Source organism: Streptomyces sp. NPDC058964, from assembly GCF_042741275.1.
Lineage (GTDB): Bacteria > Actinomycetota > Actinomycetes > Streptomycetales > Streptomycetaceae > Streptomyces.
Genome location: NZ_JBHYKH010000186.1, coordinates 1 through 15,808, shown reverse-complemented (window position 1 = coordinate 15,808; position 15,808 = coordinate 1). Strand labels below are relative to the sequence as shown.

General features: G+C 73.3%; 16 protein-coding genes. 7 read left to right on the top strand and 9 right to left on the bottom strand.

Annotation, left to right across the window (positions count from 1 at the left end):
* From ACFW2E_RS22795 to ACFW2E_RS22785, 3 genes are all read right to left on the bottom strand, one after another.
* On the bottom strand, nt 1-1,502 hold a 1,502-nt coding region (locus ACFW2E_RS22795; RefSeq protein WP_384468911.1), incomplete at its 3' end, for a leucyl aminopeptidase.
* A gap of 285 nt (nt 1,503-1,787) precedes the next feature.
* Nucleotides 1,788-2,411 carry an RDD family protein gene (locus ACFW2E_RS22790; protein WP_384468910.1) on the bottom strand — a complete coding sequence of 208 codons (624 nt, stop codon included), beginning with the start codon at nt 2,409-2,411 and terminating at the stop codon, nt 1,788-1,790.
* Between the two features lie 45 nt (nt 2,412-2,456).
* Entirely contained in the window at nt 2,457-3,242 is a 786-nt protein-coding gene (locus ACFW2E_RS22785; RefSeq protein WP_384468909.1) for an adenosylcobinamide-GDP ribazoletransferase, read from the bottom strand.
* A gap of 97 nt (nt 3,243-3,339) precedes the next feature.
* Between ACFW2E_RS22785 and ACFW2E_RS22780 the strand changes: the two genes are divergently transcribed.
* The gene (locus ACFW2E_RS22780; protein WP_384468908.1) at nt 3,340-4,104 is read left to right on the top strand and encodes a hypothetical protein; all 765 of its coding nucleotides are present in this window, start codon (nt 3,340-3,342) and stop codon (nt 4,102-4,104) included.
* Between the two features lie 326 nt (nt 4,105-4,430).
* Here ACFW2E_RS22780 and ACFW2E_RS22775 read toward each other — a convergent pair whose 3' ends face one another.
* From ACFW2E_RS22775 to cobT, 3 genes are read right to left on the bottom strand one after another with little or no spacing between them, the layout of a single operon-like run.
* A complete protein-coding gene (locus tag ACFW2E_RS22775; protein ID WP_384468907.1) occupies nt 4,431-5,141 on the bottom strand; it encodes a hypothetical protein in 711 nt (236 codons plus the stop codon).
* Entirely contained in the window at nt 5,138-6,937 is a 1,800-nt protein-coding gene (locus ACFW2E_RS22770) for a phosphatidylglycerol lysyltransferase domain-containing protein (protein ID WP_384468906.1), read from the bottom strand. The genes ACFW2E_RS22775 and ACFW2E_RS22770 overlap by 4 nt, the downstream gene beginning before the upstream one ends.
* A 50-nt stretch (nt 6,938-6,987) precedes the next feature.
* On the bottom strand, nt 6,988-8,118 hold the full coding sequence (gene cobT / locus ACFW2E_RS22765; protein ID WP_384468905.1) for a nicotinate-nucleotide--dimethylbenzimidazole phosphoribosyltransferase: 1,131 nt from the start codon (nt 8,116-8,118) through the stop codon (nt 6,988-6,990).
* Between the two features lie 133 nt (nt 8,119-8,251).
* Between cobT and ACFW2E_RS22760 the strand changes: the two genes are divergently transcribed.
* Nucleotides 8,252-9,232, top strand: coding sequence for a class I SAM-dependent methyltransferase (locus ACFW2E_RS22760; protein WP_384468904.1), 981 nt, complete (start codon nt 8,252-8,254; stop codon nt 9,230-9,232).
* Nucleotides 9,233-9,241: 9 nt separating this feature from the next.
* Here the strand turns inward: ACFW2E_RS22760 and ACFW2E_RS22755 are convergent, their stop codons facing one another.
* A complete protein-coding gene (locus ACFW2E_RS22755) occupies nt 9,242-10,450 on the bottom strand; it encodes a bifunctional adenosylcobinamide kinase/adenosylcobinamide-phosphate guanylyltransferase (RefSeq protein WP_384468903.1) in 1,209 nt (402 codons plus the stop codon).
* A gap of 244 nt (nt 10,451-10,694) precedes the next feature.
* On the opposite strand from ACFW2E_RS22755, the gene ACFW2E_RS22750 reads away from it, so the two are divergent.
* Nucleotides 10,695-10,907, top strand: a complete 213-nt coding sequence (locus ACFW2E_RS22750) for a hypothetical protein (protein WP_384468902.1) — start codon at nt 10,695-10,697, stop codon at nt 10,905-10,907.
* Between the two features lie 55 nt (nt 10,908-10,962).
* Here ACFW2E_RS22750 and ACFW2E_RS22745 read toward each other — a convergent pair whose 3' ends face one another.
* Together ACFW2E_RS22745 and ACFW2E_RS22740 are read right to left on the bottom strand one after the other, a co-directional pair.
* Nucleotides 10,963-11,664 carry a class I SAM-dependent methyltransferase gene (locus tag ACFW2E_RS22745; protein ID WP_384468901.1) on the bottom strand — a complete coding sequence of 234 codons (702 nt, stop codon included), beginning with the start codon at nt 11,662-11,664 and terminating at the stop codon, nt 10,963-10,965.
* An 83-nt stretch (nt 11,665-11,747) separates the two neighbouring features.
* Nucleotides 11,748-12,374 carry a DUF3043 domain-containing protein gene (locus ACFW2E_RS22740; RefSeq protein WP_384468900.1) on the bottom strand — a complete coding sequence of 209 codons (627 nt, stop codon included), beginning with the start codon at nt 12,372-12,374 and terminating at the stop codon, nt 11,748-11,750.
* 245 nt (nt 12,375-12,619) lie between these two features.
* On the opposite strand from ACFW2E_RS22740, the gene ACFW2E_RS22735 reads away from it, so the two are divergent.
* From ACFW2E_RS22735 to ACFW2E_RS22720, 4 genes are read left to right on the top strand one after another with little or no spacing between them, the layout of a single operon-like run.
* On the top strand, nt 12,620-13,411 hold the full coding sequence (locus ACFW2E_RS22735; protein WP_384468899.1) for a PspA/IM30 family protein: 792 nt from the start codon (nt 12,620-12,622) through the stop codon (nt 13,409-13,411).
* A 29-nt stretch (nt 13,412-13,440) separates the two neighbouring features.
* Nucleotides 13,441-13,719: a hypothetical protein gene (locus ACFW2E_RS22730; protein ID WP_384468912.1), complete on the top strand. Its 279-nt coding sequence runs from the start codon at nt 13,441-13,443 to the stop codon at nt 13,717-13,719.
* 43 nt (nt 13,720-13,762) lie between these two features.
* Nucleotides 13,763-14,983 carry a sensor histidine kinase gene (locus ACFW2E_RS22725; protein WP_384468898.1) on the top strand — a complete coding sequence of 407 codons (1,221 nt, stop codon included), beginning with the start codon at nt 13,763-13,765 and terminating at the stop codon, nt 14,981-14,983.
* Nucleotides 14,980-15,660 (top strand): response regulator, encoded by a 681-nt coding sequence (locus ACFW2E_RS22720; protein WP_384468897.1) that lies wholly within the window; start codon nt 14,980-14,982, stop codon nt 15,658-15,660. The genes ACFW2E_RS22725 and ACFW2E_RS22720 overlap by 4 nt, the downstream gene beginning before the upstream one ends.
* The last annotated feature ends 148 nt before the right edge of the window (nt 15,661-15,808 follow it).

The following is a 15,808-nucleotide window of genomic DNA, read 5'->3' as shown; positions in this document are numbered from 1 at the left end:
GCCCCCGCGGCGCCCCCCGCGGCCCCCGCCCCCCCCTGCGGCGTGTCCCCCACGGCGCCCTGCTCGTTGAAGGCGGGGCCGGCGATGTCCAGGTGGGCCCAGGTGATGCCCTCCCCGACGAACTCGCGCAGGAAGAGGCCGGCGACCAGGCCGCCGCCCGCGCGCTCACCCATGTTGGCGATGTCGGCGGTGGGGGAGTCCATGCCCTTGCGCAGGTGCTCGGGCAGCGGCATCGGCCACGAGGGCTCGCCGACCTCCTCGGCGGTCTCGTGCACCGTCGTGCGGAACGCGTCGTCGTTGGCCATGACGCCCATGGTCCGGTTGCCGAGCGCCAGCACCATGGCGCCGGTCAGCGTCGCCACGTCCACGATCGCGTCCGGCTTCTCGGCGGAGGCGGCCCACAGCGCGTCGGCCAGGACCAGCCGGCCCTCGGCGTCCGTGTTGAGCACCTCGACGGTCTTGCCGCTGTACATGCGCAGCACGTCACCGGGGCGCACGGCACTGCCCGAGGGCATGTTCTCGGCCAGCGCCAGCCAGCCGGTGACGTTGACCTCCAGGCCCAGGCGCGCGGCCGCGACGACGGCGGCGAACACGGCGGCCGCGCCGCTCATGTCGCACTTCATCGTCTCGTTGTGACCGGCCGGCTTGAGGGAGATGCCGCCCGAGTCGTAGGTGATGCCCTTGCCGACGAAGGCCAGGTGCTTCTTCGCCTTCGAGCTCGTGTACGACAGCTTCACCAGGCGCGGGGCGGCCGCCGAGCCGCCGCCGACGCCCAGGATGCCGCCGTAGCCGCCCTTGGTCAGGGCCTTCTCGTCGAGCACCTGCACCTTGATGCCGTGCTCCTTGCCGGCCGCCTGCGCGATGGCGGCGAACGCGGCCGGGGTGAGGTCGTTGGGCGGGGTGTTGACCAGGTCGCGGGCGCGGTTGAGCTCCTCGGAGACGGCGGTGGCGCGGGCCAGGGCCGCCTTGTGCACGGCGTCGCGGGGCTTGCCGCCGAGCAGGGAGGCCTCGGCGAGCGGCGCCCTGCCGTTGCGCGCCTTGGGGTCCTTCCCGTTCTCCTTGTACGCGTCGAAGGAGTAGGCGCCGAGCAGCACGCCCTCGGCGATCACGCCGACGGCGTCGGCGTCGGCGACGGGGAGGGCGAAGGCCGCCTTCTTGGTCCCGGCCAGCGCGCGGGCGGCGACACCGGCGGCCCGGCGCAGCGCCTCGGCGCCGTAGGACGCGTCCTTCGCGGGCTCCGCGCCCAGGCCCACCGCGACCACGAGCGGCGCCTTGAAGCCGGCCGGGGAGGGCAGCTTCGTCAGCTCGCCCTCGGCACCGGAGGCGCCGAGGGTCTCCAGGACGTCGGCGAGCCGGCCGTCGTACGCCTTGTCCACGGACTCGGCGCCCGGCGCGACGACCAGGTCCCCGGACCTGGATGCGGTGCCCTTGGCGACACCGATCACGATCGCGTCGGCCCGCAGGCCGGGCGCCGCGGCGGTGCTGAGAGTGAGAGCAGTCACTGTGGTGAAATCTCGCTTCCGATGTGAAGTTGCTGTGGCCGAGTGGGTGGGTCGACCGGGCCCGGGAGCCGACCCCGGGCCGGGGTGCGTCTCAAGCGGGGCCTTCACCCTGTCGGCGAACACCCGGGACGAGCCTACGCGCGTGTGCGGGCTCGCTCATTCCCGCATGCGTTCATCCGTACGTGGTGCCGTGACCGCCTTCCGGTCCCCTCGGGTGACCTGAGCCACACTCCTGAGGTTGCGGGTGGCGTACACGGCCGTGAACCTCAGTATGACCAGCGGCGGCTACCAGGATCGAGCGGGCTCTCCCGTGACCGGATCCACGGCGGCACCGGGCGCGCCCAGGCCGAACCCGGTGACCGAGGTGCCCGCCAGCCGGTCGGCGAGGGAGCGGCGGCCGGGAGCGAGCACCGGCAGGGCGTTGACCAGGAACAGCAGGACCGCCAGCGCCCACACCAGGACCGACAGCAAGAAGTGACCCTCGATCAGCAGGACGCAGGCCACCGCGTACACGGCGACGTCGGCGGCGGTGGTGACGGCGGCCCGCCGGGCGGCGTACCGCGACAGCCGCGGGGTGACGCGCAGCCCGGCGATCCCCTTGCCCAGGGTGCGGCCGAGGAGGGCGAGGCACGCCCACTGGTAGAGGAACGTGACCACGACGAGTGCCGCGAAGGCCTCCTCCACCTGCAGTACGGCCTTGTTCCACAGGGACAGCCCGAGGTGCGTCGAGGCGTCGACGACGTCACCGCGGGAGGTCAGCAGGTCGAAACCGCCACGCGTCGCCAGTTCCGGAACGTCGGTGACGAGCGCGGATATCCGGTGGAAGGTGAGCACGGCCAGCAGCGAGGCCGCCGCCAGCACCAGCCCGAAGTCTATGAACCAGGCCACGGCACGGCGCAGCTTCGGCATGGATGTCCCCCGATCACACTCATATGCCCATGTCGGCGGACGAGCCTAGCGACCCAGTGACAGAACCACGAGCGCCGTCGTCGCCGCGGTCTCGGCGAGTCCGCCGAACACGTCGCCGGTGACCCCGCCGAAGCGGCGGGTGCAGTGGCGCAGCAGCAGCTCGGCCGCGACGACGGCGGCGACGACCGAGAGGGCGGTACGAGCGATGTCGTACGCCCCGAAGAGGGCGCCGCCGCCCGCGGCCGCGGCGGCGACGGCGAGGGCGACGGCCACCGCGCCGCCGGCCGGTACCACCCCGGCCACCGCCGCCCCCAGGCCCTCCGGCCGTGCGGCCGGTACCCCGGCACGGGCGGCCAGGGTCAGCGCCAGCCGGGCGGCGGTCGCGGAGACCACGGCGGCCAGCGCGCCCCGCGCCCAGGAGCCGCCGTACGCCTGTGCCAGCGCGGCCACCTGGGCGAGCAGCACGAAGACCAGGGTGAGCACGCCGAACGGCCCGATGTCCGACTGCTTCATGATCCGCAGTGCGTCCTCGGCGGGCTTGCCGCTGCCCAGTCCGTCCGCGGTGTCGGCGAGTCCGTCCAGGTGCAGGCCGCGGGTGAGCACGGCGGGTACGGCGGCGGTGGCGACGGCGGCGAGCGGGGTGCCCGCGCCGAGGACCAGCAGCAGGAGCCCGGCCGCGGCGGCCGTGACGCCGACGGCCAGGCCGGCCAGCGGGGCGCACAGCATGCCGGCGCGGGCCGCCTCGCGGTCCCAGCGGGTCACCTTGACCGGGAACACGGTGAGGGTGCCGAAGGCGAAGCGCAGGCCGTCCGGCCAGGGGGTCTTGAGCACCGGCGCAGGTTACCCGCAGGCCGGTCGGAGCCGGACGGCCGGTCGGTGGGATCGGCATGTGGGATCGGCATCCATGATCGGAAGATAAAGTGCGCATATGGGGCACTGGCTGTATCGGAACATCATCGAACCCGGCAAACTCCCCCTGCTCATCGCCCTGACCGCCTTCGTCCTGACCTTCGTGATCACCCGGGTCATCACCCGGCTGATCCGGGCGGGCAGAGGCCCGTTCGGCAACGTCAGGGCGGGCGGTCTGCACATCCACCACGTCGTCCCCGGTGTCCTCCTCGCCGTCGTCGGCGGGTTCGGCGCCGTCGCGAGCGTCGGCCGTGGCTTCGGCGCTGACCTGTCCGCCGTGCTCTTCGGGGTCGGCGTGGGTCTGGTCCTGGACGAGTTCGCGCTGATCCTGCACCTCGACGACGTCTACTGGACCGAGGAGGGCCGCAAGAGCGTCGAGGTCGTCGCCGTCACCGCCGCGCTCGTGGGCCTCCTGCTCGCGGGCTTCGCCCCGTTCGGCGTCAACGACCTCTCCCAGGAGGAGTTCGAGGACCGCGGCACGGTCATCGCGACCGTCGCCACCAACTTCGCCTTCTCCCTCGTCGCGCTCGCCAAGGGCAAGGCGCGCACGGCGATCTTCGGCGTGGTCGTCCCCCTGGTCGCCCTCGTCGGCGCGATCCGCCTGGCCCACCCCGGATCCCCCTGGGCCCGCCGCTTCTACCGCAAGCGGCCCCGCGCCCGCGCCAGATCGGCCCTGCGCGCCTACCGCCACGACCGCCGCTGGGCCGCTCGCAGCCGCGCCTTGCAGGACTGGATCGGCGGCAAGCCGGACTCGAACCCGCCACAACTTCCGGGCCGCCGGTGACGGCGCGGTCCGGTCCGGCGCCGGCGGGCCCGGCCGGGGCGGCCGTGTGTCGCGGGGAGGACCGGCCGCGCTCGGTCCGGATCGGCCGCGACTGCCGTGGGCGCCCCGGCTCGCAGCCGTGCCCTGCGGTACCGGCCCGGCCGGCCGTGCGGCGCCGGCCGGCCGGGCGAGGTGTGCCCATCTGGCTCGGGCCGCCCGCGGGGCTGCTTCGGGTCGGGCTGTGCGGCTGTCGCCGGGACCTGCGTCGGGCGGCCCGCAGGGCTGGATCGTGGCGAGTCGGAAGCGGACCCCGCTGCGGGTTCCGGGGCGTCGGGGAGCCGTCCGGCTCAGGGGCGGATCCGTGGGAGGCCGGTGCCGGTGCCGGTGCGGACGTGGAGCCGGGCGCGGTCGCGCCTGCGCAGCAGCGCCGTCACCCCGCACAGCGCCGTCACGCCCGCGATCGCCGCCAGGTGCTCCTTGCCGGCGAGGTTCTCCTTCAGTGCCACCTCGACCAGCATGGCCGTGACCACCCCGGCCGCCGTGACATGGGCGCCGTACCGCCAGCCCACGTACACCGCGAGCCCCACCACGGCCGCCGACGGACCGGTGTCCACGACGTGGGCGTCCGAGCCGGGCAGCCCGGTCGGGACGTGCGGACCCAGCGCGATGCCCACGCGCGCGTACAGGGTCCCGGCGAGCGTGGCGACGTAGGCGATGCCCAGGGTCCGCCACCAGCCGAGGCAGAGCTCCGCGATCCCGAACACGAACAGGATCTGCAGGAGCGCGCCCCACACCGGCAGGTCCAGCGCCGGGACGAACAGCGACAGCGGAGTACGCAGGAGCGCCAGCCACAGTGGGTCCTGAGCCCGTACGGCCCCGATGTTCTGAACGAACCGGTAACCCCAGGACTGGTTCTGCACGAACTGCAGCACGGCTGTCAGACACACCGCCGCGACAGTTATCGGGATCGCCCGCCGGTGCCGCTTGAGGAGCGGCTCGCGCACGGTGACATGGAGCAGTCCCCATTCGGCGCGGGCCCAGCGGGCGATGGTCTTCATCTGTGCGTCTCCAGGTGCTTGCGGTACAGCCACTTCGGCAGTCCCGGCGCCCCCAGGAACCCCTCCGCGCGCGCCGACGCCAGGCCGATGCGCGGCAGATCCGCGCTCTTCTCGAAGAGCAGGAACCGCGGCTCCCAGATGGGCCGGTACTTCGCGTTGGCGCGGTACAGCGACTCGATCTGCCACCAGCGCGAGAAGAAGCTGAGCAGCGACCGCCACAGCCTCAGCACCGGCCCGGCGCCGAGGCGTGCGCCACGTTCGAAGACCGAACGGAACATGGCGAAGTTCAGCGAGACTTGCGTGATCTTGATCTCGCGGGCCCGGCGCAGCAGCTCGATGACCATGAACTCCATCAGACCGTTGTCGGAGTCCCGGTCCCGCCGCATGAGGTCGAGCGACAGCCCGTGCGGCCCCCAGGGCACGAAGGACAGCAGGGCCTTCAGCTCGCCGGAGGGGCCGTCCCTGCACTCCAGCATGACGCACTGCCCGTCACCCGGGTCCCCGAGCCGTCCGAGCGCCATGCTGAACCCGCGCTCGGTCGCCCCGTCCCGCCAGTCGTCGGCCCGTCTGAGCAGGTACGCCATCTCGTCGCCGGGAATGTCCTCGTGCCGCCGGATGCGCACCTCGTACCCGGCCCGCTTCACCCGGTTGTACGCCTGCCGGACGGTCCGCATCGCCCGTCCCTCGAGCGTGAAGTCGGCCACCTCCACGATCGCCTCGTCGCCGAGCTCCAGGGCGTCGAGACCGTGCCGCGCGTACACGGTCCCCGCCTCCTCGCTCGCCCCCATCACGGCCGGGATCCACCCGTGCTCCCGCGCCTTTGCCAGCCACGGCGCGATCGCCCCGGGCCAGGCCTCCGGGTCACCGATCGGATCCCCGGAGGCCAGTGACACCCCGCCCACGACCCGGTACGCCACCGCGGCCTTTCCGGTCGGCGACCACACGACACTCTTCTCCCGGCGCAGCGCGAAGTACCCGAGGGAGTCCCGCTCGCCGTGCCGGTCGAGCAGCGCCCGCAGCCGCTTCTCGTCGTCCTCGGTGAGCGGGTCGACGGCGCGCCGGGAGCGGAAGGCGGCGTAGAGGACGGCGAGGACGAGGACCGTGCTGAGCACGTTGACGACGACGTTGACCCAGTTGGGGGTGGAGATCCCGGGGAAGTGCGACTCGTCGGCCGCGACCGAGATCAGCCGCAGCGTGCCGTAGTGCCAGCGCTCCAGGAACGTCGAACGCGCGCTGTCCGGCGCCTGGTTGGTGACCGTCACCAGGAGCGCGGCCAGCAGGGAGGCGAGCAGCCCGCCGCCGACGGCGACGGTGGCGGCGAGCTTGGGATTGGACCGGTCGCCCTTGGCGTAGAACTCCCGCCGCCCGGCCAGCAGCGCCCCTACGAAGGCGGCCGTGAGGACCAGGGAGAGCCAGTTCTGCGCGTACTGCCGGATCTCCGGGAACACCATGGCGAGGGCGAACAGGGCCAGGAACAGCCCGCTCAGCACCAGGTTGAGAATCCACGCCGCCCGCTTGCGCCGCCGCATGGTGATCGCCAGGAAGGCGGTGAACACGCCCGAGGCGAAACCGGCCGTCAGCAGGTAGGGGGTGAAGAAGTTCTCCTGGTTGTGCCGCCGCACGTCCTGCCCGAGGGAGACCCAGACCGCGCTGAGGAAGTTGACGAAGGCGACTGCCCGCAGGTACCAGACGGCGAAGGCGGCGGCCCGCCGGGAGGCCCCGGTGGACCGCCGCTCACTGTCGCCCGGGCGTTCCGGGCCGGCTTGCTGTTCCGCGGCAATTCGGGCATCTCCCATGGGGGAGGATCATATGGGCGCGGACGCGGCGAACCATGGCATCCAGGCCGTCAGGCCGGGCCTTCCTCCCCGGCCCCGCGCTCCTCGGCGAGCCCCTCGGCCGGCTCCCCGGACTCCTCGCCGGTCTCCTTCTCCGTCTCCTTGTCGGGGAGTTCCGCCGCCAGCGCGGCCGCGGCCTGGACCAGCGGCAGCGCGAGCAGTGCCCCCGTGCCCTCCCCGAGGGTCACCCCCTGGTCGAGGAGCGGCTCCAGTGCCATCCGGTCCAGCGCCTTCGCCTGGCCCGGTTCCCCGCTGTTGTGCCCGGCCAGCCACCAGTCCGGCGCCCGGAAGGCGATCCGCTGCCCGACCAGCGCGCACGCGGACGCGACGACGCCGTCCAGGATCACCGGCAGCTTCCGTACGGCGGCCTGCAGCAGGAACCCGGTCATCGCGGCGAGATCGGCCCCGCCCACGGTGGCCAGCAGTTCCAGTTGGTCCCCGAGCACGGGCCGGGCCCGGCGCAGCGCGTCACGCACGGCCGCGCACTTGCGCATCCACGCCAGGTCGTCGATGGCGACTCCACCCCGCCCGGTGACCACGGAGGCGTCGGTTCCGCACAGCGCCGCGACGAGCACGGCCGCCGCGGTGGTCCCGCCCACGCTGACATCGCCGAGCACCACGAGATCCGTACCGGAGTCGGCCTCCTCGTCGGCCACCGCGACACCCGCCCGGAAGGCCGCCTCCGCCTCCTGCGGGGTCAGTGCGTCCTCGACGTCGATACGGCCGCTGCCGCGCCGCACCCGGTGGCGCACGACCTCCGCCGGCAGCGCGTCCGGCTCGCAGTCCAGGGCCATGTCCACGACCCGTACCGGGACGCCGAGCCGTCGCGCGAGCACCGACACCGGGCTGCCGCCCTCCAGCACGGACCGCACCAGCCGCTCCGCGGTGCCCGCGGGCCGCGCGGAGACGCCCAGTTCGGCGATCCCGTGGTCACCGGCGAAGAGTACGACCCGCGGCCGTTCGACCGGCCGTACCGGAACGGTGCCCTGCGCTGCGGCCAGCCACTCACCCAGGTCGTCGAGGCGCCCCAGTGACCCCGGCGGCACGACCAGACGTTCCCGGCGCGCCTCGGCGTCGCGGCGCACGCCGCCGTCCGGGCGCTCGATCAGATCGGTGAAGTCGTCGACATTAAGCGAGCTCATTCGCCGAACAGTACCGGCACCGAACGGACGGTTCCGCGCCACATCGCCACCACACCCGTACGGCGTCTTGGCACCCAAGATCGCGATCCCATACGTTCCGTTTTGCAGCGGATTGTCGCACAGGGAGCCGCCCATGCCGCCCTCGCCCCCCACACCGCAGTCCACCGACGGACTCCACGAGCCACGCCGCCAGAACTGCCCCTGGTGCGGCTCGGGAAGCCTGCGCACCCGGCTGCGCGCGTCCGGCCGCCGCAGGCCCGGACCGGGCACCTTCGTGGTCGACGAGTGCCGCGACTGCGCCCACGCCTTCCAGAACCCACGGTTCACCTCGGAGGGACTCGCCTTCCACCACCGCGACTTCTACGAGGGACACCTGGAGGACTTCGCCGAACGCATTCTCACCACCCGTGCCGGACGCCGGCGTTACCGGGCCGCGGCCCGCGCGATGCTGGCGCTGCCCGAACCGGAGAGCTGGCTGGACGTCGGCACGGGGCACGCCCACTTCCCGGAGACCGCGCGGGAACTCTTCGCGTACACGTCCTTCGACGGCCTGGACCCGACCGCGCGCGTCGAACAGGCCCGGGACGCCGGGCGCATCGAGGAGGCGCACCAGGGCCACCTCACCACCCCCACCGTGCTCGCCCGGCTGCGCTCGCGCTACGACGTGGTCAGCATGTTCCACCACCTGGAACACACGTCCGACCCGCGGGCCGAACTCCGCGCCGCCCTCGACGCGCTCCGCCCCGGCGGCCATCTTCTCGTCGAAGTGCCCGACCCGCACAGCGCGTTCGCCACGCTCCTCGGCAGGTGGTGGCTCCCCTACGGTCGGCCGGGCCACCTCCATCTGATGCCCCTCGACAACCTGCGCGCGGAACTGGAGTCCCAGGGCTGCACCGTCGTCACGACCGACCGCCGGGCACCCCACATCCCCTACGACCTGTCGGCGGCCCTCTCGCTGGCCCTGGCCCATGTCCTGCCGAAGGCATGGCTGCGGGCGACCACCCCGCTGGTGACCGCGGCGACCGCCCTGGACCACACCCTGGCCCCCCTGTTCCGCCGGACCCGCTTCTCGAACGCCTACCGCATCATCGCCCGCAAGGACCCCGCCCAGTAGCCGCGGCCCTCACCCCCGCAGCACCAGGGCCTGCCCCGCCACCACCAGGAGAACCTGCTCGCACTCCGCCGCGAACGCCGCGTTCAGCCGCCCGAGTTCGTCCCTGTACCGCCGCCCGGACGCCGTGGCCGGCACGATCCCCGACCCCACCTCGTTCGACACCGCGACGACGGTCCGCCGGGCGGCCCGCACCGCCGACGTCAGCTCCCGCACCCGCTCTCGCAACGCCTTCTCACCACCGGCCGCCCACTCCGCGTCGTCCCACGCCCCCACGGAGTCCATCGCATCGGTCAGCCACAGCGACAGACAGTCGATCAGCAGGGGCGGCCCGCCCTCCGCCAGCAGCGGCACCAGGTCGCAGGTCTCCGTCGTACGCCAGGAGCCCGGCCGGCGCTCCCGGTGAGCGGCCACCCGCGAGGCCCACTCCGTGTCCCCGTTGCGTGCACCGCCCGTCGCCACGTACAGCACGTCGGGAAAGGTCTCCAGCCGCCGCTCGGCCTCCACCGACTTGCCCGAGCGCGCGCCGCCGAGGACCAGCGTCCGCCGTGGCACGTCGGGCACCTCCTCGTACGCCCCGACCACCAGCGTCGTGCCGTCCGGCACCGCCCGCGCCCCCGCGGCGGCCAGGCGCCGCCGCAACTCCGTGCCCTGCGGCACGTCGTGGTCCAGATGTACGGCGACCACGTCCGTCGTCGGCCCGACCGCACCCACCGCCCGCAGCCTGGCCAGCGCGTCCGGCCGCCCCATGACGTCCGAGAGGACCAGGTCGTACGCCTCGCCGGCGGCCGGCCCCTCCTCCAGCCCGGCCGGCGCGGACCCCGGCGGCAGATACAGCAGCCGCTGTCCTCCGGGCCCGGTCACCGCGTACCCGGTGCCGCCCGCGTCCATCGCCAGCGCCCGCACCCGATGCCCCGTCAGCAGCACCAACTCCCGCCCGTCCGGAACGCGCACCGGCTGCGGCAGCCCGGCCGGCACCTCCACCGCGGGCCCGTCGTGCGGATGTGAGAGGAGCGCCTGCCGCACTCCGCCCAGCGAGCGCCCGGCCCGCGCGGCCGCGAACGCCGCCCCGGGCGTCAGGTCGAGCAGCAGCGCCCCGTCCACCAGCACGGCGGTCGCCGCCCGGGAGTCCGGCCCCGACGCGGTCGCGCAGACCGCACAGGGACAGTCGGGGCGGGGCAGTCCCGCGGGGGCACCGGTACCGAGCAGAGTCACTTCCACGGACCCGATTTTCACCCGTCACCACAGGTCTCGCGCACCGGTGGCCCCGAAGGGGCACCAGTGGCGGAGCGGGGCCGCACCATCGGCGGCTCCGCCGCGGGGCGCGGCGGGTGCCGTCCGCCGGCGACCGATCCACGGACCGCGCCCTCTCACGGCCGACCCGGCGGAGCGCATAGGCTGCGACCGGGAGCCGGATCAAGATCCGGCTTCCGCTGTGCAGTGTGCTCACATCAGGGAGGCGTACATGGCGGCATGGACGTGGCGGTTCGAGAAGGCCGACGGGACGGAGGTCCAGCCCACGGTGCAGCCCGAGGAGTTCACCACGCAGGGGGATGCCGAGTCCTGGATCGGTGAGTACTGGAAGGCGCTCGCGGAGGGCGGCGCGGACCAGGTGCGGCTCTTCGAGGACACCGCGGAGATCTACGGGCCGATGAGCCTGCACGCCGAGGAGTCGTAGGAGAAGCAGCAGAACGGGATTTCGGCGGGGCGGCCGTGCCGACGGCCGCCCCGGGTCAGCCCCGCACGCCGCACAGGTGCAGCAGCGCTGCGACCCTGCGGTAGGGCTCCGTGCGCCCGGCCCGTTCCTCGACGGTCAGCAGCGTGTCCAGGTCCGCCGGGAGCTCCGCGCCGTCCGCGGCCGTGTCGGTGAAGACCCGCACCCCGTACCAGGCGTGCAGCGGGGCCCCGATCCCGGCCAGCGTGGCCGTCAGCGTCTCCAGCCGGTCGGCCCGTACGTCGAGCCCCAGCCGGTTCCGGTAGGCGGTGGTGTCGAAGGCGCCCAGCGCCCCGTCCCAGTCGCCGGACAGCCCCGGCCGCATGGCCAGCGCGTCCCCGTTGCGCACCAGCAGCGACAGCAGTCCGCCCGGGGCGAGCATCCGGGCCAGCCCCGCCAGCAGCGCGTCCGGCTCCTCGACGTACATGAGCACGCCGTGGCAGAGCACCACGTCGAAGCTGCCCGGCAGGAAGTGCACGCCCGTGTCGTGTCCGTCGCCCTGGACGATCCGCATCCGCTCGCGGATGCCCTCCGGCTGCCCGGCCAGGGCCTCCCGCGCTGCCGCGATCATCGTGGCGTCCTGCTCGACGCCGGTCACCTGGTGCCCCGCCCGGGCCAGCCGCAGCGCCTGTGTGCCCTGGCCCATTCCCACGTCGAGCACCCGCAGCCGCTGCCCCACCGGGAACCGCCCGGCTATCTGCTCGTCGAGCTGCCGGGCCACCAGCTCCTGTCGTACGACGTCACGCAGGCCGCCCAGCCTGCTGAGCCATGCGTCGGCCGCACCCCCGGTGAAAGCCTCTGTGCTCAGGGCCGCTCTCCGCGCTTGACCTGCGGCTTCGGCAGCCGGAGCCGGCGCACCTGGAGGGAGCGCATCAGGCCGTAGGCGACCGCGCCCCGCCGGTTCTGGTCGGGGAAGCGCTCGCCGAGCCGCTTCTTCAGACGGAGACCGGAGACGATCGAGTCCAGCACGATCAGGACGATCACGACGAGCCAGAGCAGCAGCGCGATGTTCTTGATCGCGGCGTTGTTGATCACGCTCATGACCAGGATGACCACGGCCAGCGGCAGGAAGAACTCCGCGACGTTGAAGCGGGAGTCGACCCAGTCACGGGCGAACTTGCGGACCGGGCCCTTGTCGCGCGCGGGCAGGTACCGCTCGTCGCCGCCCGCCAGCGCCTGGCGCTGCCGCTCCATCTGGGCGCGGCGATCGTCGCGCTGGCGCTTGGCGGCGTCCTTGCGCGTCATCGGCGTGTTGGCGACGCTGCGGCGCTGGGACTGGGCCTCACTGCGCTTGGGCGTGGGCCTGCCCTTGGGGGCCTGCGGGTCACGGGGCTGCTTGGAGTCGGTCACCGCCGCCTTGTCGGCGGGGGCCTTCTCTTCCTTGGCACGGCTACGGAACACAAAACCCAAGGGTACGGGGTGGCGGGGCATGGACCCCAGCCCGGCGGGGAACGATCCGGCAACACCGGGCGTCTGTAGGGGGACAGAGGGGGCGTTGCAGACGGTTCACCCGGGGGCCACCTACTCCTTACGCCGGAGCGGGACCGTCCGTAGTCGTCCTTGGGGATGAGCGCATCCGTCCCCGAACAGTGCGGTAATGGTGGCAGGGCCCGTACTGTGGGTTCTGTCGCAGGATCTGTGAGCTGGAGTCCGTCAGAAGGGGGCGCGCGAAGCCCATGAGCGGTGTCATGAAGCGTATGGGGATGATCTTCCGCGCGAAGGCGAACAAGGCCCTTGACCGGGCCGAGGACCCGCGCGAGACCCTCGATTACTCGTACCAGAAGCAGCTGGAGCTGCTCCAGAAGGTCCGCCGCGGCGTCGCCGACGTGGCCACCTCGCGCAAGCGGCTGGAACTCCAGCTCAACCAGCTCCAGCAGCAGTCCTCCAAGCTGGAGGACCAGGGCCGCAAGGCGCTCGCGCTGGGCCGTGAGGACCTGGCCCGCGAGGCCCTGTCCCGCCGTGCCGCCCTGCAGCAGCAGGTCACGGACCTCGAGACACAGCACGCCACGCTCCAGGGCGAGGAGGAGAAGCTCACCCTCGCGGCCCAGCGCCTCCAGGCCAAGGTCGACGCCTTCCGCACCAAGAAGGAGACGATCAAGGCCACGTACACCGCGGCCCAGGCCCAGACCCGCATCGGCGAGGCGTTCTCCGGCATCTCCGAGGAGATGGGCGACGTCGGCCTGGCCATCCAGCGCGCCGAGGACAAGACGGCCCAGCTCCAGGCCCGGGCCGGCGCCATCGACGAACTCCTCGCCTCCGGCGCCCTGGACGACCCCTCCGGCATGGCCAAGGACGAAATCCAGGCCGAGCTGGACCGGCTCTCCGGTGGTACGGATGTAGAGCTGGAACTGCAGCGCATGAAGGCGGAGCTGGCCGGGGGCTCGCCCCAGCAGGCCATCGAGGGCGGCACCGGCCAGTCGCAGACCCAGCAGCAGCCGCAGGACACCCCGCGCTTCGACAAGCAGTAGCCGACGGCCTGGAGGGCGAGATGGCGGACATGATCGTACGGATCATGGGGGAGGGTCAGGTGAGGCTGGCCGACAGCCACCTCACCGAACTGAACAAGCTGGACGACGAGCTCCTGGCGGAGATGGAGAAGGGCGACGGCCCCGGCTTCCGCCGTACCCTCCAGTCCCTCCTGACCAAGGTCCGCGACCTGGGCGAACCCCTGCCGGACGACTCCCTGGACCCCTCCGACCTCATCCTTCCGTCGCCCGACGCGACCCTGGAGGAGGTCAGGGAGCTGCTGCGCGACGACGGTCTGATTCCGGGGTGACGGGGCTGGGGGCGCCGGCCCCCGGCGACGTACTGTTCCCTCCGTGAGCACCCTGGAACGCGTCCGCTGCCGGCTGAAGGCGTACCCCCTCGCGCTCGACGCGGGCGTCGCGGCCGGCGTGCTGGTGTGCATGGTCGTCGGGTCCTTCGTGGACCCCCAGGGGGAGGACGGCGTCACCTGGGGCGTCCGCAGCCCGGACACCCTGAGCCTGGTCCTCATCACCGTCGCCGCCGCCGCGCTCGTCCTGCGCCGCGGCGCCCCCAGGACGGTGCTCGCCGTCACCGGCACCGTCGCCCTCGTCGAGTGCGTCACCGGCGACCCGCGCGCGCCCGTCGCGATGGCCGCCGTGGTCGCCCTCTTCACCGTCGCCTCCACCACCGACCGCGCCACCACCTGGCGGGCCGGCCTGCTCACCATGACCGTGCTGACCGGGGCCGCCATGCTCGCCGGACCCCTGCCGTGGTACGCCCAGGAGAACCTCGCCATCTTCGCCTGGACCGGTATCGGCGCCACCGCCGGAGACGCCGTCCGCAGCCGCCGGGCCGTCGTCGACGCCATCAGGGAACGCGCCGAGCGAGCGGAGCGCACCCGGGAGGAGGAGGCCCGGCGGCGCGTCGCCGAGGAACGGCTGCGCATCGCCCGCGACCTGCACGACGTCGTCGCCCACCACATCGCCCTGGTCAACGTCCAGGCCGGGGTGGCCGCCCATGTCATGGACAAACGGCCCGACCAGGCCAAGGAGGCCCTCGCGCACGTCCGCGAGGCCAGCCGCTCGGCGCTCAACGAGCTCCGTGCCACCGTCGGCCTGCTGCGCCAGTCCGGCGACCCGGAGGCTCCCACCGAGCCGGCCCCCGGCCTGAGCCGCCTCGACGAGCTCGCCGGCACCTTCCGCAGCGCCGGCCTCCAGGTCGAGGTCGCCCGCGCCGACCAGGGCACCACACTCCCCTCCGCCGTCGACCTCGCCGCCTACCGGATCATCCAGGAGGCCCTGACCAACGTGCAGAAGCACGCGGGCCCCGACGCCAGGGCAGAGGTCAGCGTCGTGCGCGTGGGACCGCACATCGAGGTCACCGTCCTCGACGACGGTGCGGGCGACGACGCCACCACCGAGATCGGCGGCGGCCACGGCCTGCTCGGCATGCGTGAGCGCGTGACCGCCCTGCGCGGCACCCTCACCACCGGCCCCCGCTACGGCGGCGGCTTCCGTGTTCATGTCATCCTGCCGCTCAAGACCCGCGCCGCCGCCACGGGAGAGCCCGCATGACCATCCGTGTTCTGCTCGCCGACGACCAGGCACTGCTCCGCAGCGCCTTCCGGGTGCTCGTGGACTCCGAGCCCGACATGGAGGTCGTGGGCGAGGCGTCCGACGGGGCGCAGGCGGTGCGGCTGACCGGGGAGCGGCAGCCCGACGTCGTCCTCATGGACATCCGGATGCCGGGCACCGACGGGCTCGCGGCCACTCGCCTGATCAGCGCGGACCCCGCTCTCGCCGACGTCCGTGTGGTGATCCTGACGACCTTCGAGGTCGACGACTACGTGGTGCAGGCGCTGCGTGCCGGCGCCTCGGGCTTCCTCGGCAAGGGTTCCGAGCCCGAGGAGCTCCTCAACGCCATCCGGGTCGCGGCGGGCGGCGAGGCCCTGCTCTCCCCGACGGCCACCAAGGGCCTGATCGCCCGTTTCCTCGCCCAGGGCGGCGCGTCGGACGACGGCGATCCCGCCCTCTCCGGCCGGCTGGAGGCGCTCACGGGCCGGGAGCGCGAGGTGCTCGTCCAGGTCGCGGGCGGTCAATCCAACGACGAGATCGCCGAGCGTCTGGAGGTGAGCCCGCTGACGGTGAAGACCCATGTCAACCGGGCCATGGCCAAACTGGGGGCGCGGGACCGGGCGCAGCTCGTGGTGATCGCGTACGAGTCGGGCCTGGTACGGCCCAGAGCGGACTGACAAGGGACGGGGACAAAGGACGGGGCAAGGGACGGGAAGGAACGAAAAGAGGGGGGGGCCCCCCCCCGGGGGGGCCCCCCCCCGGTTGGACCCGGGGGCCGGGTGGAGCGGCCCAGGGGAGGGTGAGGTTAAAAAAAAACCACCCCCA